General features: G+C 60.7%; 17 protein-coding genes. 3 read left to right on the forward strand and 14 right to left on the reverse strand.

Annotation, left to right across the window (positions count from 1 at the left end; all coding sequences use genetic code 11):
- From imuA to AK821_RS00855, 3 genes are all read right to left on the reverse strand, one after another.
- A complete protein-coding gene (gene imuA / locus AK821_RS00845) occupies positions 1 to 618 on the reverse strand; it encodes a translesion DNA synthesis-associated protein ImuA (protein ID WP_064387700.1) in 618 nt (205 codons plus the stop codon).
- Positions 618 to 1,235: a transcriptional repressor LexA gene (gene lexA, locus AK821_RS00850; protein WP_064387701.1), complete on the reverse strand. Its 618-nt coding sequence runs from the start codon at positions 1,233 to 1,235 to the stop codon at positions 618 to 620. Before lexA ends, imuA begins: the two co-directional genes overlap by 1 nt.
- A 178-nt stretch (positions 1,236 to 1,413) precedes the next feature.
- Positions 1,414 to 2,331, reverse strand: coding sequence for a LysR family transcriptional regulator (locus tag AK821_RS00855; protein WP_064387702.1), 918 nt, complete (start codon positions 2,329 to 2,331; stop codon positions 1,414 to 1,416).
- A gap of 103 nt (positions 2,332 to 2,434) precedes the next feature.
- Here AK821_RS00855 and AK821_RS00860 point away from each other — a divergent pair, with 103 nt between their 5' ends.
- Together AK821_RS00860 and AK821_RS00865 are read left to right on the forward strand one after the other, a co-directional pair.
- Positions 2,435 to 4,177, forward strand: a complete 1,743-nt coding sequence (locus AK821_RS00860; RefSeq protein WP_064387703.1) for an amidohydrolase — start codon at positions 2,435 to 2,437, stop codon at positions 4,175 to 4,177.
- Positions 4,178 to 4,361: 184 nt separating this feature from the next.
- Entirely contained in the window at positions 4,362 to 5,099 is a 738-nt protein-coding gene (locus AK821_RS00865) for a TorF family putative porin (protein WP_064387704.1), read from the forward strand.
- 121 nt (positions 5,100 to 5,220) lie between these two features.
- Here the strand turns inward: AK821_RS00865 and AK821_RS00870 are convergent, their stop codons facing one another.
- The 11 genes from AK821_RS00870 to AK821_RS00920 form a co-directional block, all read right to left on the reverse strand.
- Entirely contained in the window at positions 5,221 to 5,499 is a 279-nt protein-coding gene (locus tag AK821_RS00870) for a DUF971 domain-containing protein (RefSeq protein WP_064387705.1), read from the reverse strand.
- On the reverse strand, positions 5,496 to 6,458 hold the full coding sequence (locus tag AK821_RS00875; RefSeq protein ID WP_064387706.1) for a HEAT repeat domain-containing protein: 963 nt from the start codon (positions 6,456 to 6,458) through the stop codon (positions 5,496 to 5,498). The genes AK821_RS00870 and AK821_RS00875 overlap by 4 nt, the downstream gene beginning before the upstream one ends.
- On the reverse strand, positions 6,455 to 7,303 hold the full coding sequence (locus tag AK821_RS00880; protein ID WP_064387707.1) for an ABC transporter ATP-binding protein: 849 nt from the start codon (positions 7,301 to 7,303) through the stop codon (positions 6,455 to 6,457). The genes AK821_RS00875 and AK821_RS00880 overlap by 4 nt, the downstream gene beginning before the upstream one ends.
- Entirely contained in the window at positions 7,303 to 8,085 is a 783-nt protein-coding gene (locus tag AK821_RS00885) for an ABC transporter permease (RefSeq protein WP_064387708.1), read from the reverse strand. Before AK821_RS00885 ends, AK821_RS00880 begins: the two co-directional genes overlap by 1 nt.
- A 352-nt stretch (positions 8,086 to 8,437) precedes the next feature.
- Entirely contained in the window at positions 8,438 to 9,841 is a 1,404-nt protein-coding gene (locus AK821_RS00890) for an ABC transporter substrate-binding protein (protein WP_064387709.1), read from the reverse strand.
- A 251-nt stretch (positions 9,842 to 10,092) separates the two neighbouring features.
- Positions 10,093 to 10,338 carry a 4Fe-4S dicluster domain-containing protein gene (locus tag AK821_RS00895; RefSeq protein ID WP_064387710.1) on the reverse strand — a complete coding sequence of 82 codons (246 nt, stop codon included), beginning with the start codon at positions 10,336 to 10,338 and terminating at the stop codon, positions 10,093 to 10,095.
- A 26-nt stretch (positions 10,339 to 10,364) separates the two neighbouring features.
- Positions 10,365 to 12,095: a fumarate reductase/succinate dehydrogenase flavoprotein subunit gene (locus AK821_RS00900; RefSeq protein WP_064387711.1), complete on the reverse strand. Its 1,731-nt coding sequence runs from the start codon at positions 12,093 to 12,095 to the stop codon at positions 10,365 to 10,367.
- A complete protein-coding gene (locus AK821_RS00905) occupies positions 12,092 to 12,844 on the reverse strand; it encodes a GntR family transcriptional regulator (RefSeq protein WP_064387712.1) in 753 nt (250 codons plus the stop codon). The genes AK821_RS00900 and AK821_RS00905 overlap by 4 nt, the downstream gene beginning before the upstream one ends.
- Positions 12,845 to 13,054: 210 nt before the next feature.
- The gene (locus AK821_RS00910; protein WP_064387713.1) at positions 13,055 to 14,023 is read right to left on the reverse strand and encodes a Gfo/Idh/MocA family protein; all 969 of its coding nucleotides are present in this window, start codon (positions 14,021 to 14,023) and stop codon (positions 13,055 to 13,057) included.
- Positions 14,024 to 14,033: 10 nt separating this feature from the next.
- On the reverse strand, positions 14,034 to 14,921 hold the full coding sequence (locus AK821_RS00915; protein ID WP_064387714.1) for a Dyp-type peroxidase: 888 nt from the start codon (positions 14,919 to 14,921) through the stop codon (positions 14,034 to 14,036).
- A gap of 253 nt (positions 14,922 to 15,174) precedes the next feature.
- Complete coding sequence (locus tag AK821_RS00920; RefSeq protein WP_064387715.1) at positions 15,175 to 16,272, reverse strand: AraC family transcriptional regulator; 1,098 nt, start codon at positions 16,270 to 16,272, stop codon at positions 15,175 to 15,177.
- A gap of 210 nt (positions 16,273 to 16,482) precedes the next feature.
- On the opposite strand from AK821_RS00920, the gene AK821_RS00925 reads away from it, so the two are divergent.
- Positions 16,483 to 17,430 (forward strand): SphA family protein, encoded by a 948-nt coding sequence (locus AK821_RS00925; RefSeq protein WP_064387716.1) that lies wholly within the window; start codon positions 16,483 to 16,485, stop codon positions 17,428 to 17,430.
- Positions 17,431 to 17,538: the final 108 nt, after the last annotated feature.

The raw sequence follows: 17,538 nt of genomic DNA on the forward strand, positions 1-17,538 counted from the left end.
TCAATGACCCACGGCAAAGGCAATCGGCGCCGTACGCGCGAGTCCGCCACGGCACTTGAGGACGCGCAACTGTGCAGGTTTGGCGTCGATGGCGATGCGCAACGCCGCCGGTGACGGGTTGACCGCTTCGCTCAACGGGCGCCAGGCAAATGCCAGGGTCTGGCCGGTTTCCGCCGCCACCTGCAAACGCCGCAACGCACGGTCATCGGCCTTGTGCGGCCAACACAGTACGGCGCCGCAACTGCCCGAACGCAGGCACTGTTCCGCCGCCCACAAGGCATCGCGCTCAGAGGCCTGAATCACCGACAACTGGCGCAGATCGACCCCGGCGTTTTCCCACGCTTGCGGGTACGGCACGAACGGCGGCGCCACCAGCACAATGCGCTCACCCGCCGCCGCCAACCGCGCCAGCGTTGGCCAGACCAGTTGCAGCTCGCCAACACCGGGGCCGGCCAAGAGGATTTCGCTCAGCGCCGCTTCCGGCCAGCCACCGCTGGGCAGTGCCGCGTCCAGCGCCGCATGCCCGGTCGGCTGCGGGCTGGCAGCCGGTGGCGCAGGCCGGCCCTTCCAGACCTGGCCGCCATTGAACAGCGTATCCAACGCAACGACGGCGCCCATCAGCCTTGCCTCACCAGACCGCAGAACCCCCCTTCGATGGCCAGGTCCTGATCGTCGCGCACGACAATCGGCTGGTACGCCGGGTTGCGCGGCAACAGCCGCACTTCATCGCCGAGCCGTTCGAAGCGTTTGATGGTGACTTCACCGTCGAGCCGCGCCACGACGATCTGGCCGTTGAGCGCCTCGGGATTGCGTCGCACACCGACCAGATCGCCGTCGAGAATGCCGTCCTCGATCATCGAATCGCCCTGCACCCGCAGCATGTAATCGGGTGTGCGCGAGAACAGTGCCGGGTCGAGCAGCAAGCGGCTATGGATGTCGGCATCGGCACCAATCGGCGCACCGGCTGCGACGCGGCCGAGCACAGGAATGTCGAGCAGTTCCGGGCGCGGCGGTTGCCCGAGCAAACGAATGCCCCGGGCCTGATTCGGGTTGACCTCGATAAAACCGGCTTCGGTCAGCGCGAGCACGTGCTTGCGCGCCACGCTGCGCGAGGCAAAACCAAAAGCCTCGCTGATTTCAGCGAGGCTTGGGGGCTGACCGTGTTCGGCGATGCGATCGCGGATGAAGGTCAGGATGGCGGTACGGCGGGGAGTGAGGTTCGTCATGGAGTACATTTGTACTCTTTTGGCTTTTTCCTGACAAGCGCCGCCAGTCGGCCCCCCCCACGCTGATCGTTCCCACGCTCTGCGTGGGAATGCAGCCCGTGACGCTCCGCGTCACTGGACGCAGAGCGTCCCTAGAGGCATTCCCACGCAGAGCGTGGGAACGATCAGTACGATCAGTGCGGGGGGGTTAGCTCAGGCCGCGTTCTGCGAGAAATGCTGAGATGTAATCGATGAAGGCAACGACCTTCGCCGTGGCCCGTCGATGACTCGGGTACACCGCGAGAATGTGCGGGCCAAAGGTGTCCGGGTCGATCTCGTAATCCGCCATTACCCGCACCAATCGCCCGTCGGCAATGTACGGCGCGGCGCTCCACAGCGGCGTGTGCAGCAAACCGCGCCCGGCCAGAGCACTCGCCAGCAACAAATCGTAATTATCGCTGCGCAACAGCGGCGCCGTCGGTTGCGCCAGGCTCAAGCGCTGCCCGTCGCGCTCGGCCCACCAGAATTCGCGGCTGAGCAACGGATGCTGATAGAGCAGCCATTCATGCTGTTCAAGGGTCTGCGGATTGACCGGCAAGCCCTTGCGCGCCAGATACTCCGGGCTGCCACACAGGGCCAGGCGATTGCTGCCCACCACCCGCGCAATCAACCCCGGCAAATCATCGTGGCCCTCGCGCAGCGCCAGGTCGTAGCCACTTTCCAGCAGATTGACGAAGGCATCGCACAGATCCACTTGCAAACTGATCTGCGGGTATTGCTGCAAAAATCCGTCACACACCTGATCGAGAAACGCCCGCCCATACGCCAGCGGCGCGGTGATTTTCAGGCTGCCGCGCAAGCCGTGTTGTAACTGTTCGATTTCCTCGCTGGCCTCATCGAGCCGCTGCAACACCAGCCGCGCGGTTTCCAGGTACACCCGGCCGATTTCGGTGAGCAAAATCCGCCGTGTGCTGCGCTCGAACAGCCGTGCGCCCAGCTCCGCTTCCAGGTGATTGACCGCTTTCGTCAGCGCCGACGGGGTCTTGCCCAACTGCTCGGCGGCGCGGCTGAAACTGCCGAGCTGCGCGGTGACCACGAACATTTTCAATGCACCCAACTTGTCCATGCTTTTTCCATTCAGGCAAAAACGTTTTTCGTGCGGGAGGCGTTCTGTCAGCCGCTGCCAGCCACTAATCTCGCCATCAGACGCAATAACAAGGAAATCTTCAATGAAAAGATTCATCCCGAGTCTGTTGGCAGCCGCTGTAAGTTTTGCCTCGATGGAAGCCATGGCCGCCACCGATCTGGTGCTGCTCAACGGCAAGATTTTCACCGCCGACCGCGCGCAACCCAAGGTGCAAGCACTGGCCGTAGAGAACGGCAAAGTGCTGAAAGTCGGCAGCGACGCACAGATCAAAGCCTTGATCGAACCCGCCACAAAAGTCATCGACCTCAAGGGCAAAGCGCTGATGCCCGGCCTGATCGACAGCCATTCCCACGCGATTTTCGGCGGTCTGGAAATGGTCTCGGCGAACATGGAAGACGAAGTCGTCGGCCTCGACGAACTGCAAAAACGCCTGCGCGACTGGCGTGAAGACGGCAAGGCCAAACATGGCGACGTGCTGAGCATTGCCGGCATGAGTTCGGCTTATTGGGCGCAAGCCGAAGCCTTGGGCAACACCTTCAATAGCGGCGAATGGGCCAATGTGCCGGTGGTGTTTATCGGCAGCGACCACCACACGGCATGGGCCAACAACGTCATGCTCAAGCGTGCCGGGATTGACGCGGCGCTGCTGAAAACCCTGCCCGATGCGGAAAAAGACACCATCGGCAAACTGGCCAGTGGCGAGCCGAACGGTTTTGTGGTCGACGCCGGATGGGATCGGGTCGCCTCGAAAATGCCGGTGCCGAGCCCCGCCGACATGCTCAACGCCGCCAAATCAGCGGTGCGCTACAACAACAGCCTCGGCATCACCGCCTGGATGGACCCGGCCGCCAACGCCGCACCGGGCGAAGCAGTGTTCGCGCTCAAGCCGACCGAAAAAACCGTCGGCGTGCTGCCGGCTTATAAAGCGCTGTCGCAAAGCGGCGACATGAGCGTGCACGTCGCGGCGCTGCTGGTAGCCAACCCGAAAAGCGTGCCCGCCGACCTCGATACGCTGGACAAGGTGCGCCAGCAATTTCAGGGCATCCCCAACCTGACGCTGCCCGGGATCAAGATCTTCGCCGATGGCGTGATCGAATTCCCGGCGCAGAGCGCGGCGATGATTGATCCGTACAGCAACTCGCACAAACAGGGCGAACTGCTAATCGACCCGCAGCATTTCGGCGAACTGGTCAGCGCCATCGATCAGCGCGGCTGGCTGGTGCATATCCATGCGATCGGCGACCGCGCCGTGCGTGAGTCGCTGAACGGCATCGCTCAGGCGCGCAAGGATCGCCAGAGCGGCGTGACCCACTCGATCACTCACCTGCAAATGGTCAACCCGAAAGAGTTCGCCCGCTTCAAACCGCTCAATGTCATCGCCTCAATGCAACTGCTGTGGGCCAGTGCCGATGACTACACCACCGACATGATCAAGCCCTACGTCAGCGCCCTCGCCTTTCGCTATCAGTACCCGGCGCATTCGCTGCTCAAACAGGGCGCGACGATTGCCGGCGCGAGTGACTGGCCGGTGTCGACGCCGAATCCGTTCAATGCCATGGCCCAGGCGATCACCCGCGTCGGCCCGTTGGGCGTGCTCAATGCCGATGAACGTCTGGATCGCGAAACGATGTTCTACGCCTACACCGTCAACGCGGCACGAACGATTGGCCTGGAGCAGCAGATTGGCTCGCTGACGCCGGGCAAGCAGGCTGATTTTATCGTCCTCGACCGCGACGTGTTCAGCGTCGACAACAAGGCCCTGCATGACACCCAGGTTTTGCAAACCTGGTTCGGCGGTCGTCAGGTCTACACCGCCACCCAATAACAACACTGTTCCCCTGTGGGAGCGAGCCTGCTCGCGAAGGCGGCGTATCAGTCGCCATCAATGCTGAATGAACCACCGCTTTCGCGAGCAGGCTCGCTCCCACAGGGTCTGTGAGGGTGGTCGAAATCGAATCCCCCCGCAGTTCTCTTTCTGCCCAAAAATAATCACAACATCGGGACTTCACATGAAAGCCTTGCCCCTGTTCGCCCTGAGTTTGTTGAGCGCGCTGCCGTTGAGCAGCCAAGCGATCCCCTTGAACGATGACTTTGCGCTGTTGGTCGACCTGACCCTGGCCAGCGATTACCGCACTCGCGGCATCTCGCAAACGCAAAACGACCCGGCGGTGCAGGCCGGTCTGACCCTCGCTCACAGCAGCGGCCTGTACCTCGGCGCGTGGAGCTCGAATGTCGATTTCGGCGGCGGGCTGAAAACCCGTCAGGAAGTCGATTACTACGGCGGCTGGCTGTGGCAGGCGACCGAGGATGTCAGTCTCGATCTGGGTTACATCAAGTACGCCTACCCCAAGGAAAGCCAGTTCAACCAGAGCGAGGTTTACGGGATTCTCGGGGTTTACGGGGTGAAACTGGCGGCGTATTACTCCAGCGATGCACCGGGGATCGATAGCAAACAGAGTTCGCTGTACAGCTACATCGGTTATGAAACCGAGTTGCCGTTTGATTCAGGTCTGAAGCTGCGTTACGGCAATATGGATTTCAAGGATGCGCATTTGTACTCGGCGTCGGGCAGCGCTGAAGAGTCGTACCGCGAATGGGAGGTCAAACTCACCCACAATCTGGCCGGGGTGGTGCTGGGGTTGAGCTACATCGATACCGATCTTTCACAAACCCAATGTCTGAGCAATTGGGGTTTCAAAGACGTCTGCACTGCCACCGTCGTCGCCAGCCTCAGCAAATCCTTCTGACCCACCGAAATCCCCCTGTAGGAGTGAGCCTGCTCGCGATAGCGGTGGATAAGGCAACATCATTGTTGAATGACATACCGCTATCGCGAGCAGGCTCACTCCTACAGGAGATTGTGGTGTATCAGGAATTGAGGTTTGCCAGATAGGCCCACGGGTAGATGCCGCGCTGGTGGCCGTCGCTGAACACCAGTTGCACGCCGTAGCCCTGGGGATTGAGTTCGATCAGGCGCACGCGGTCATCGACCAGCGGCGTCAGGCCCTTGAGGCGAAACGCGCGGCATTGCGAGCACGGGCACTGGCGGCGCAGCTCGGCGTGGTTAAGTTGTTGTTCGTGCCCGTCAGGCCAAGTCAGCCGAAGGGTTTGCTCGCTTTGCGAGTTACCGACTGACAGCGGGTTCATTGCAACTGACTCAGGGCAATGCGCACGGCTTTGCGCACTTCCGGGTCGCCGTCGTCCTGCGCGGCCTGCAATGCAGCGACGGCACCACGATCATTCAGTTCACCCAAGGCCAGCGCGGCCTCTTTTCGCAGGTTGCTGATGCGATGGCCGAGGGTGTCGATCAGGGCGTCCAGCGCCGGGGCAAATTGCAAACGGCCGAGGCTGCGAGTGGCGCGCAGGCGTACTTGCCAGTAGTCATCGCTCAGCGCTTCGACCAGCGCCGGGCCGGCGTCGCGGTGGCCGACTTTGCCCAGTGTCGTTGCGGCTTCTTCGCGCACTTGCCAGGCGTTGTCCTGCAAGGCCTGGCGTAGGGCCGGGAGGACTTCAGCGCTGGAGGCCAAACCGAGAGCACCGGTGGCGGCGCGGCGTACTTCGGTGTCCGGATCGTCGCTGGCCAATCGCGCCAAGGCAGACAGTGCGTCGAGTTGCTTGAGCCAACCGAGCACGCCAACAGCTTCGCGGCGCACGTTGGCGTCGGCATCGTTCAATGCTGCGACGGCCGCCGGCGCGGCATCAGCGAAACGCAACTCGCGCAAAGCACGGAACGCGGCAATGCGCACGCTCACATCAGCATGATCGGTCCACGGCAGAATCACCCGCCCCGCCGCTTCAGTCTTGAGCAAACTGAGGCTCTGCGCGGCAGCCGATTGCACGGCGGATGACGAATCGGTCAGCGCCTCGCACAAGGCTTGTACAACCGTTTCATCCTCCCAGGCTTCAAGCAACCGCGCGGCTTCAGCGCGAACTTCCTGGGCGGGATCTTGCCTCAGGCGATCAACCAGCCAGAGCAGGCCATCCGGCTCTTCCAGATCTGCCAGATCGATCAGGGCAATACGTCGTACAGCGGCGTCGTCAGCGGTCAGGCGTGGTTGCAGGGCAAGAATGTCTTGGTTATCGGTCACAGCAAAAATAGAGGTCATAGGGCAAATCGCGGCAAAGGGTTTTCGGGAGGCAGGCCAAGCGGATTAAGGCGCGGCAGCGGTCGGTCGTTGTCGTGGCGCAACAGGTCGAGGCAGTGGCGCTTGAGGCGGGAGAATTCAGGACTGGTCACCAGTTCACTGGTGCGCGGTCGGGTAAAGTCGAGGCGTAAATCTTCGATGATCCGCCCCGGTCGCGCGCTCATCACCAGCAAGCGGTCAGCGAGGAACAGCGCCTCGTCGATGTCGTGAGTGACGAACACCACGGTGGTGCGGATGCGCGTCCAGATGTCCAGCAGCAGTTCCTGCATGTTCAAACGGGTCAGCGCATCCAGCGCGCCGAATGGCTCGTCCATCAGTAACAGGCGCGGGCGATTGACCAGCACACGGGCGATTTCGACGCGTTGCTGCATGCCGCCGGAGAGTTGATCAGGCCAGCGTTCGGCGAAACCTTCGAGGCCGACCAGTTTGAGGATGTCGTCGGCAGCACGATGACGCTCGGCTTTGCCGATGCCACGCATCTTCAGGCCGAAAGCGACGTTGTCGCGCACCGTGCGCCACGGAAACAGCGTGTGATGCTGGAACACCATGCCGCGCTGCGGCGACGGGCCGGACACTGCCGCGCCATCGACTTTCAGGCTGCCGGCGTGCGCATTCAGATGCCCGGCCAAAGCGCCGAGCAAGGTCGATTTGCCGCAACCGGAGGGGCCGAGAATGCACACGAACTGGCCCGACTCGATCTGGCAATCGAGTTCTCGCACCGCTTCGAACGCTTCACTTCCCTGGCCGAGGACGATGGACAATTGGCGGATGTCGATCCGCCCTTCCGGAGTTTGCATCGCGCTCATCAGGCTTTTCCTCGCGGTCGATGCCAGGGCGTGAACAACCCGCCCAGACGTTTGATCAGCAGACTGCTGCCCATGCCCAACACCCCGATCAGGAGCATGCCGACGACGATGTCGGCGTAGTTCTGAATGGTGTAGGACTCCCAGGTGTAATAGCCGATGCCGAACTGGCCGGAGATCATTTCTGCAGTCACCAGACAGAACCACGAAGTACCCATGCCGATCGCCAGACCGGTGATGATGCTCGGCGCGGCGCCGGGCAAAATCACTTCCAGCAGAATCGCGCGGCGCCCTGCCCCGAGGCTTTTTGCCGAGGCGATCAGGCGTGGATCGACACCTTCGACGCCGTGCACGGTGTTGAGCAGGATCGGGAACAGTGCACCGGTGAAGGTGATGAAGACCATCGACAGTTCCGAGGACGGAAACATCAGGATCGCCAACGGGATCCACGCAACGGCGGGGATTGGGCGCAGGACTTCCAGCGGTGGCAGCAGCAGGTCTTCGGCCCATTTTGAGCGACCGATGGCGAGGCCCAAGGCGATGCCGATGACGAGCGCAGTGAGATAGCCGGCGAAGACGCGGCTGAGGCTGGCAGTCAGGTGTTGCAGGAGCTTGCCGGAGTCGCCGAGGCCCAGCGCTGCTTCTACCACGGCCAAAGGGGTTGGCACGTTGGCAAAGGTGATGAGGCCGAGGTTCCAGTGATGGCTGGCGGCGAGTTGCCAAAACAGCAGGCAGAGCAGCAGTGAGGCGGCTCTTGATGTCCAGCGTAGGGTGGGTGTTTTCATGGAGCAGGTTTCCGGTTGTGGAGCTGTGTGATGGCTGAGATCTACCCCCTCACCCCAGCCCTCTCCCCCAAGGGGGCGAGGGGGAAAGGGAGCCGATCTTCACGTTTTTCAAAACCTGAGTTCGGCTCAAGAAGGAGCCGATCTTCATACCTTTCAAACCTGAGTTCGACTCAAGAAGGAGCCGATCTTCATACCTTTCAAACCTGAGTTCGGCTCAAGAAGGAGCCGATCTTCATACCTTTCAAACCTGAGTTCGACTCGGTATTTCAGGTCGGCGTAGCTAGTCCAAACACCGCGGTCAGTCCCCTCTCCCTTTGGGAGAGGGCTAGGGTGAGGGGCTCTTGATCTTCAACTAACGAGCAGCAACCGCCTGGGTAGTGGCATCAGTGAAATCAAAAACCTTGCCACCCTGCGCCGAGGCAAATTGCTGAGCCTGCCCCTTGAGCAAAAACGCACTCAACCGTCCCTTCGCATCACTGGCAAACCACGCCTGCTCAGCCAGCAACTTGATCCCGCTGTCACTGGCCTGCGCATAAACCGCACGGACGTTTTTGCCTTCCTGCTTCAACGCCGCCAGCGCCGTGAACGCCTCTTGCGCCGAGGCGTATTGGCGCACCTTGTCTTCGCCGCGCACCCAGATTTCCGCGACATGGCTGAAGTCAGTAATCGCTTTACCGGTCGCCGCATCCGTCGCCTGCAACGGCGTCTGCGCGTAGTTCGCCAGTTGCGCCGTGTAATCCAGGTTCGACGCCTTGAACGCCGCACGGATGTATTGGTCGTCAATGAAGTTGTTCAGATCAAGCCCGCGATCAGCCTTCTTCAGCAGCTTCAACGTATCAATCGCGGTGCCCACCGCCTGGCGATATTCCGGCTTCCAGCTCAGGTCGCGGGTCTGTACGCCGAGCGGGCCGTGGAACAGGTAGTTCACCTCAGCATCGACGCCGGTCACTTTGGCGATCAGCTCGCTGTATTTCTCCGGCTCCGCCGCCAGCAACTGATTGGCCTCGATACTCGCGCGCAGGTAAGCGACGACGACTTCCGGGTACTTCTTCGCATACGCCTGATCCACCAGCGCACCGTGGAACGTCGGCGCATTCGCCTGAGCACCGTCATAAATCTTGCGGGCGAAACCCCGGCTCGGGAACAGTTCGGCGAACGGCACAAAATCGGCGTGGGCGTCGATCTTGCCGGCCTGCAACGCCGAGCCGGCGACTTCCGGCGGCTGGGCGATGATGTTGACATCCTTGAGCGGATCCCAGCCCTGCGCCGCCACGGCACGCAGCAGCATGCCGTGGGCGGTGGAGGCGAACGGCACGGAAATCGTCTTGCCTTTGAGTTCGCTGAGCGCCTGCACGCCGGACGCGCTCGGCACGACGATGCCGTTGCCGCTGCCCTTGATGCTCCCCGACAGCACGCTGATGAACAGGCTGTGCTTGCCGGCGGTTTCAAAAGCGACGCCGTTGAATGCGCCGGGGAAATCAGCCATGGCACCGAAGTCGAGTTTGCCGGCGACCATCTCGTTGGTCAGCGGTGCGCCGCTGGTGAAGTTCTTCCACTGCACGTCGTACTTCGCGTCTTTGTAGGGGCCGTCGTGGGGCAGGTATTTGTCGAGCAGGCCCAGTTCACGAATCAACAAGCCGCCAGCGGCGCAATTGATGGTGGTGTCCTGGGTGCCGATGGCGATGCGGATGGTTTCAGCCGAGGCCGACAAAGTGAACGAAGCCAGTACCAGACCGGCGATTGCTGCACGCAACATGGTTGTTTCCCCTCGAATCATTTATTTGAGTTCGTCTCCGCCGCGATCAGGGCGCGGTGGGAAACGAGGGGTTTTCGGTGAATCCAGCGTCCGGTGTTTCCGGATGGCTTTGCGGTATCTGGGCCGGCCTCATCGCTGGCAAGTCGAATCGTCGCACCGCAGCTCCCACAGGGATTTGCGGTGGGACCTAAATTTTGCAAACAGCCGAGAAACCTGTGGGAGCTGGCTTGCCAGCGATGAGGCCCTTTCAATCAACGCAATAAATAGGGAATGTCGACTTTGACGGCGCCCGTCGGGCAATCCTTCTCGCACGGCATGCAGTACCAGCATTCGTCGAACGCCATGTAGGCCTTCTGCGTTGCCGGATTGATCGCCAGCAAGTCCATCGGGCAGACATCCACGCACACGGTGCAGCCCTTTTCGGCGATGCATTTGTCCTCGTCCACGGTGACGGGCGCGTTGGAGCGGAAGAAGACTTCCTGAGCTTGATAGGCCATGGTTCGGACTCTCTTTTAGTAGTGCATCAAGCGGCGAAAGCGCCGACCCGCAAGCGGTCGTAGGCCTGCATTTCTTCAGCATCGAGCGGAATGATGTAAGGTTCGACGGCTTTCTTGAAACTGGTCATCTGGCCGTCGTCGCCCTTCTTCAGATGGCAATGGCAGAACCATTCGCTATCGTTGCGCTGCGGGTGGTCGACGCGATAGTGGTACAAACCCCAGCGGCTTTCGGCGCGGAACAACGAGGCACGGGCGGCCATTTCGGCGCAGTCGCGGATCACGCTGGTTTCCATGGCGCGCATCAGTTCATGGGCGTTGTTGGCTTTCATCTGATCGAGATCGCGTTCGATGTCGCTGAAGCGCTGTAGACCGATCTGCATCTTTTTGGTCACTTTCGGCGGCTGCAGGTAATCGTTGACGAAGCGCCGCAGCTTGTACTCGACCTGTGCTGGCGGCAGACCGTGTTCGCGATCCAGCGGTGCATAGACCCGTGCCTTCTCCTTCTCGATCTGCTCGTTATCCAGCGCAGAAAACTCGCGCCCAGCGACAAAATCGGCGGCGTTGTTCCCGGCAAACCAGCCGTAGGTGAAGGCGCCGAGCATGTAGTTGTGCGGCACGGCAGCCATGTCACCCGCCGAATACAAGCCTTTCACCGACGTCTCGGCGCGTTCGTTGACCCACACGCCAGACGCCGAGTGGCCGCTGCAAAAACCGATTTCGGAGATGTGCATTTCGACCATTTGCGTGCGGTAGTCGGTGCCGCGATTGGCGTGGAACTGGCCGCGACTCGGGCGCTCATTGCTGTGCAGGATTTCCTCGATGTTCTGGATGGTTTCTTCGGCCAGGTGATCGAGCTTGAGAAACACCGGGCCGTTGCCGCTCTCCAGTTCCTGGTGGAACTCCCACATCATCTGCCCGCTCCAGTAGTCGCACTCGATGAAGCGTTCGCCCTTGTTGTTCGCGGTGTAGCCGCCCAGCGGGCCGGTGACGTAGGCGCAGGCCGGGCCGTTGTAATCCTTGATCAACGGGTTGATCTGGAAGCATTCGAGGTTGGCCAGTTCGGCGCCGGCGTGATAGGCCATCGCGTAGCCGTCGCCGGCGTTGGTCGGGTTTTCGTAGGTGCCCATCAGGTAGCCCGACGACGGCAAACCCAGGCGTCCGGCAGCACCGCAGGCGAGGATCACCGCTTTGGCCTTGATCACATGGAAGTCGGCGGTGCGGCAATCGAAGCCCATCACACCGTTGACGGCGCCCTCCTCGTCAGTCAGCAACCGCGTGCAGACGAGGCGATTGGTGATGCTCACCCGGGCGCGTTTCAACTGGCGATAAAGGACCTTTTTGATGTCGTGCCCTTCCGGCATCGGCAGCACGTAGGCGCCCATGTGGTGGACTTTTTTAACCGCGTAATCGCCGGTTTCGTCCTTCTCGAACTTCACGCCCCAGCGATCAAGCTGTTCGATGGTTTCAAAGCTGTGAGTGGCGTAAGCGTAAACGGCGGCCTGATTGACGATGCCGTCGTTGGCGATGGTGATTTCCTTGGTGTACTGCTCAGGCGTCGAGTGGCCGGGAATGATCGCGTTGTTCAGACCGTCCATGCCCATGCTGATCGCGCCGCTGCGTTTGACGTTGGCCTTGTCGACCAGCAACACGCGCAGATCACGGTTGTTTTCTTTGGCCTTGATCGCGGCCATCGGCCCGGCAGTGCCGCCGCCGATGACGACGATGTCGTATTCCTGTTCAAGCACGTTGCGGGTCATGCCTGCTCCCCTTTTTGCCGGTCGATCCGCAGGCGGTACTGGAACGCATCGCCACGGTAGTAAAGGTATTCGAAGTCCAGCGGCTGGCCTTGCGCGTCGTGGGTCAGACGCTCGATGCGCATGATCGGCGAGCCGGCCTCGACGTTCAGCGCCTGGGTCAAGTCGCTGTCGGCGAGCACCGCGTCGATGGCCAGATCGGCGTGGCCGAGGGCGATGCCGCAGTCATTTTCGAGGATCAGGAAGATGTCGCGGGTGACCAGATCAGCCTTCTCCAGGCGCTCGCCGACGGCTTTGGGCAGGTAGGTGATTTCCAGCGAGATCGGCTCACGGTTGATCAGCCGTACGCGTTTGATTTGCGTGACGATCTCGCCCTCGGCGACCTGCAAACGTTCGGCGACACGCTTGTCGGCGGGGATGAATTTGAAACTGCGCAGGCGGTTGATCACCTCGTAGCCACGGCCGGTCATGGACTCGGCGAGGCCTTGCAGGCTGCTGACGTTTTGAAAGGTTTTCGGCTTGGCGACGAAGGTGCCTTTGCCGTGGATCTTGAAGATCAGCCCTTCCTTTTGCAGATCGCCGAGCGCCTGACGCACGGTGATGCGGCTGACTTTGAACAGCGCACCGAGTTCGCTTTCGGAAGGCATCTGGCTGTCTTGCGGGTATTCGCCATCGAGAATTCGCGCACGGAGGACATCGCGCAGTTGGGTGTGCAGCGGAACGCTACTGAGGGAGAGAACGTTATCGGTCATCACGGGATCACTTGTTATAACGAGTTATGACGTGATCTTAGGGTTGTTATGACGAGGTTGAGAAATATTGTTTGGGCATAACCTTAGATACTTCACACGATCGCTTCTTGTAGGAGTGAGCCTGCTCGCGATAGCGGTGTATCAGATACGAATCCGGTGCGTGACACACCGCTATCGCGAGCAGGCGAAGGCCTACAGGGGAATTGTGTGCTACTGGCGTTTGAGGATCTGGTCCATGACCCAGTCGGTCTTGAGCGCTTGTTCGGCGACGGCGGGATATTGTGAACCACCACGAATGTGAGCATTCATGCCCAGCACGTGATGCCACTGAATATGTTCGTGATGCGGGATTTCCAGGCTGATGATTTCATCGGCATGCAACTGCACGGGATGCTCATCAAACACCGAAAAACTGATCCGCCCGAGACTACCAATGATTTCGACCCGATCCTCACGCCGATCCGCGACAAAACTCCAGCACCCCATACCCAACGCCCCGGAGGCAAACCGCCAACTGGCGCTGACGGCATCTTCCGCTGCATATAAGCCGGCCTGACGCGCGGTGAATCCGGCGACTTCAACAATGTCGCCGAGCAGATACTGGAACAGGTCAAAACCATGACTGGCCAGATCAGCGAAGTAACCGCCCCCGGCCACCGCCGGATCGGTACGCCAGTTGTCGCGACCGTCCAGATCCGCCGGCGACGGCGCTTTGGTCAACGTCCAGCTCAGGTGCCGAACCTCACCGATGCGTCCCTCCTCCAGCCACTGCCGCACTTGCGCAAAGCGCGGCAACGAGCGGCGGTAGTAGGACACAAACAAGTGCAATCCGGCCTCGGCAAACACCTGCTGCATCTCGCGGCTTTGTCCGGCATTCAGCGCCATCGGTTTTTCGACGCAGCAATGCTTGCCAGCGGCAGCGACTTTCAGGCTGTAGGCGTGATGGCTGTCGGGCGGCGTGGCGATGTACACCGCGTCGACCTCGGGATCGTTGATCAGCGCATCGACGTCGGTGTAGACGCGGTCGATGCCATGACGCAAAGCGTAATCGCTGACCGCTTCAAGCCGTCGGCCCATCACCGCCACCAGCGCCGAACCGGGCGCCTTGTAAAAGGCCGGCCCGCTCTTGCGTTCAGCGACGCTGCCACAACCGATCATGCCCCAGCGCACCACGTCCATGTCTGTTCCTTTAGCCGATGCGCAACGCGCGCAGATCGAGGTGACCGTCCTTCAACGGTGGGCACCAGTAGTAGCCGCCAGTGATCGGTCGACTGATGCGATACAAGCCATCGGTGATGCCGTCTTCCAGACCACTCATACGGCGCAGTTGCGCCTCGAAGGCATCCAGCGAGAAACCGAAAGCGAGGAACATCAAACCAGCGCGATCTCCTTCGATCCACGGCATCGAGCGGCGCACGACGAACGCTTCCGGGGCGAAGCTTTCCTGCGCGGTGCGTTTGACGTGGGCGGACACCGGCGCGTCGTCGATCTCTTCGTTGTCGCTGAGGCGACGGCCCATGATGTTGTCTTTGTCGTCGGCGGACAGTTTGTGGAAACCCTTGAGGTCATGCTGCCACTGCTGGATCGCGGCGAAGCTGCCGCCGACCATGCCGTCAGTGCCGGCGCTTTGCAGGGCGGCGGCGATGGCGGCTTCGTCGTGCGGGTTTTCGGTGCCGTCTTCGTAACCGGTCAGGTCGTGGCCGTCCTTGTGGCGGAAGGCTTCCTGCATTTCTACCAGGCGCAGGGCCGGCGCCAGTGCGGCTTCGAGGGCGTTGCAACGGTTAAGCAGTTCACCACGGTCGACGCCGTGCAGCCAGACCCACAGCGTGTGCTGGGTCGACGGGTTCTCGACGCCGACGCCGGTCATGGCCGGGAAGCTGCGCAGGCCTTCAATTTGTACGTTGAGGGCCTTGGCCAGGGATTCACCGAAACCGACCACCGCCGACTTGCCGTCCACCTGATTCAGCAGATTGTCGATCGCTTGCGGCAGGGCTTCAGCCGATTCAAGGGCGAAAAACAGGTGACGTGCTTGCGCAGGAACTGGGGTGGCGAGAATGCCCGGCTGGTAGTAACTCATGTGAACTCCTTGGGAAAGTGCGCGGGAGTTTACCTGTGGCCGGAGGGTTTGTGTGGGTTTGGATGGAAGTCAAAAGCCCCTCACCCTAGCCCTCTCCCGGGGGGAGAGGGGACTGAATGGGGGATATTGAAGAGCTACGCCGACTTGAACGTGTATCGGTGAATCCATAATCGACAAAAATCTTTCAGGTCGATGTACGACGAAAGACACTGCGGTCGGCCCCCTCTCTCAAGTCCATAATCGACGCAATTCTTCAGGTCGATGTAACTCGCAAGACACTGCGGTCGGCCCCCTCTCCCTCTGGGAGAGGGCTGGGGTGAGGGTTTGCGTCATTACGCCAGGCACTCGGGCTCATCCCGGTCCAACGCTTGAACGCCCGGCGAAAACTGCGCACATCGCTGTAGCCCACTTCCTCGGTAATCCGCTCAATCGGCATATCCGGATTGGCCAACAGACTCAGCGTCCGCGCCTGTCGCACCTGCTCCAGCAGCGCCTCGAACGTCAGCGCATGCTCAGTCAAACGCCGGCGCAAGGTGCGGCTGCTCATGTTCAAGTCACCGGCAATCTTTTCGATATGGCTGCCAGAGGTCAAATCCCTGGCAATCGCCCGCTCGACCGCCTGAATCAGATCAAGCTTCTGATGCACCTGCGCCGCTTCCAGCTCCAGCAAGGCGACCGCCTGACGCAGCGCCAGCGAATGGTGATTGGGCAGGTTCACGTCAAGCCACTGCGCATCGATCAGCATGCGGTTGTGCAGGCAACCGAAACGCACCTGCGGCCCCAGCAAGCGATGGTATTCACTCAGATAACTCGGCGCGGCATGCACGAATTCCACGGCGATCGCTTTGAACTGCTCGCCAACCAGTGCGCGGCCATACACCAGCAGACTGGCGAAGAACTCCTCGACGGCAAACACCTGCACATCGGCGAATGGCAGGCGGCATTCAGCATCCAGATGCACCTGCGCACCGACCACGTCGACGCTCGACACCACAATCCCGCCCGAGGTGTGCTGGTGGCGAATCCCCAGCGCAAAGGCGTCGCGCAGGGTTTTGCACAACGACAGCACATGCCCGAGCAACCCGAGTGTGCCGAGTACATTCTGTGCGCCCACCCATAGGCCCAGACCCTGATTGGGCAGCACTTTGAGCGCGCGTTGAATCATCGCCACGGCCTGGCGATAGGAAATCCGCTGCGTCGGATCCTGTAAGTCTTCCAGCGTAAAACCCAGGCCACGGCACAGGCTTTCGGGATCGATGCCCTTGTTCTGCACGACTTCGGCGAGGGTTTGCAGAAGAAACGGCGAGACCAGCGCCAGTTCGAAAGTAGGGTCTTGTACTTTTACATTCATGGGGGATGACATTCCGGATCACGCTTGATTGTTATTTTTGTTACCGGTTATGTCGAAGGAAGTTAGCACAGGGTTTGCCAGCTGTCCGCAGAAGTCCCCCTCAGTGTCCGCCAAAACCCTGCCCCGCCGGGCGCCAAGCGCTTATTTCTAGAGTGCCGGGCGCACTGCGTGCCGGCGTTGCGCCAAAACACAATAATAATGAGGACGGATATGCACCCGAACCGCGCGACATTCCCTCTGCGCCTGGCCCTTTCCTTGCTGGGTTGCGCCGTGACGATACCGGCACTGGCCACCGAAGCCGGCGTCGACAACATCGGCACCGGCACCGACGGTTTTTTCATGCTGCCGCTGGAGGTCGACAGCCTTCCGGAGAACATGGTCGCGTTCAACCTCTACTACAACCATTACAAGGCGACCAAACTCAACATCAGCTCGTTCGGCGGCAAGGTGCCCAACGTCGAAATCGAGTCCACCGCGGTGATTCCGCGTCTCGACTACTTGAGCCCCGTGCGTATCTTCGGCGGGCGCCTGGCCGGCTACATCGCCCAGCCGTGGCTGAAGCAGGAAGTCTCGGTATTCGGCTTGAGCGACACCCGCGAAGACATGGGCGATACCACCATTGCACCGATCATTCTGTGGGACATGGGCAAGAATCTGACCCTTGGCGCCGCGCTGGAAATCACCGTGCCGACCGGCGAATACAGCGTCGATCGGCTGGCCAACACCAGCAATAATTTCTACACCTACAAACCGCTGTTCTCCTTCACCTGGCTGCCGACCGACAAGACCGAAGTCTCGATGAAGACCACCTACAGCTTCAACGAGAAGAACAAGGACACTGACTACAAATCCGGGCAGATCTTCCACTTCGATTATTCGGCCAGCTACAAGCTCACCGATGATCTGATGCTCGGCATCAACGGCTACTACCTCAAGCAAACCACCGACGACAAACAGTTCGGCCATACCGTGCAGTTCGCCGGGCAGGACGTCGATGACGGCGTGCGTGGCAAGGTGTTCGCCATCGGCCCGGCGCTGCATTTCACCTTCCTCAAGTACGCCAGCGCGGAGATCCGCTGGGCCAAGGAGTTTGACGTCGAGAACCGCCCGGAAGGCGAAATGCTCTGGGCAAAAGTCAGCATTCCCTACGCCTTCTGAACTCCCTGTAGGAGCTGACGCAGGCTGCGATCTTTTGATATTGATCTTTAAAAGCAAAATCAAAACATCGCAGCCTGCGGCAGCTCCTACAGGTGATAAAAAAAGGGC

The sequence above is a fragment of the Pseudomonas sp. RIT-PI-r genome, from assembly GCF_001297015.1.
Taxonomy (GTDB): Bacteria; Pseudomonadota; Gammaproteobacteria; order Pseudomonadales; family Pseudomonadaceae; genus Aquipseudomonas.

Bases quoted from the DNA above. Each gene is read 5' to 3' on its own strand.
- imuA (WP_064387700.1), bottom strand. From the start codon at position 618: ATGGGCGCCGTCGTTGCGTTGGATACGCTGTTCAATGGCGGCCAGGTC.
- lexA (WP_064387701.1), bottom strand. From the start codon at position 1,235: ATGTACTCCATGACGAACCTCACTCCCCGCCGTACCGCCATCCTGACC.
- AK821_RS00855 (WP_064387702.1), bottom strand. From the start codon at position 2,331: ATGGACAAGTTGGGTGCATTGAAAATGTTCGTGGTCACCGCGCAGCTC.
- AK821_RS00860 (WP_064387703.1), top strand. From the start codon at position 2,435: ATGAAAAGATTCATCCCGAGTCTGTTGGCAGCCGCTGTAAGTTTTGCC.
- AK821_RS00865 (WP_064387704.1), top strand. From the start codon at position 4,362: ATGAAAGCCTTGCCCCTGTTCGCCCTGAGTTTGTTGAGCGCGCTGCCG.
- AK821_RS00870 (WP_064387705.1), bottom strand. From the start codon at position 5,499: ATGAACCCGCTGTCAGTCGGTAACTCGCAAAGCGAGCAAACCCTTCGG.
- AK821_RS00875 (WP_064387706.1), bottom strand. From the start codon at position 6,458: ATGACCTCTATTTTTGCTGTGACCGATAACCAAGACATTCTTGCCCTG.
- AK821_RS00880 (WP_064387707.1), bottom strand. From the start codon at position 7,303: ATGAGCGCGATGCAAACTCCGGAAGGGCGGATCGACATCCGCCAATTG.
- AK821_RS00885 (WP_064387708.1), bottom strand. From the start codon at position 8,085: ATGAAAACACCCACCCTACGCTGGACATCAAGAGCCGCCTCACTGCTG.
- AK821_RS00890 (WP_064387709.1), bottom strand. From the start codon at position 9,841: ATGTTGCGTGCAGCAATCGCCGGTCTGGTACTGGCTTCGTTCACTTTG.
- AK821_RS00895 (WP_064387710.1), bottom strand. From the start codon at position 10,338: ATGGCCTATCAAGCTCAGGAAGTCTTCTTCCGCTCCAACGCGCCCGTC.
- AK821_RS00900 (WP_064387711.1), bottom strand. From the start codon at position 12,095: ATGACCCGCAACGTGCTTGAACAGGAATACGACATCGTCGTCATCGGC.
- AK821_RS00905 (WP_064387712.1), bottom strand. From the start codon at position 12,844: ATGACCGATAACGTTCTCTCCCTCAGTAGCGTTCCGCTGCACACCCAA.
- AK821_RS00910 (WP_064387713.1), bottom strand. From the start codon at position 14,023: ATGGACGTGGTGCGCTGGGGCATGATCGGTTGTGGCAGCGTCGCTGAA.
- AK821_RS00915 (WP_064387714.1), bottom strand. From the start codon at position 14,921: ATGAGTTACTACCAGCCGGGCATTCTCGCCACCCCAGTTCCTGCGCAA.
- AK821_RS00920 (WP_064387715.1), bottom strand. From the start codon at position 16,272: ATGAATGTAAAAGTACAAGACCCTACTTTCGAACTGGCGCTGGTCTCG.
- AK821_RS00925 (WP_064387716.1), top strand. From the start codon at position 16,483: ATGCACCCGAACCGCGCGACATTCCCTCTGCGCCTGGCCCTTTCCTTG.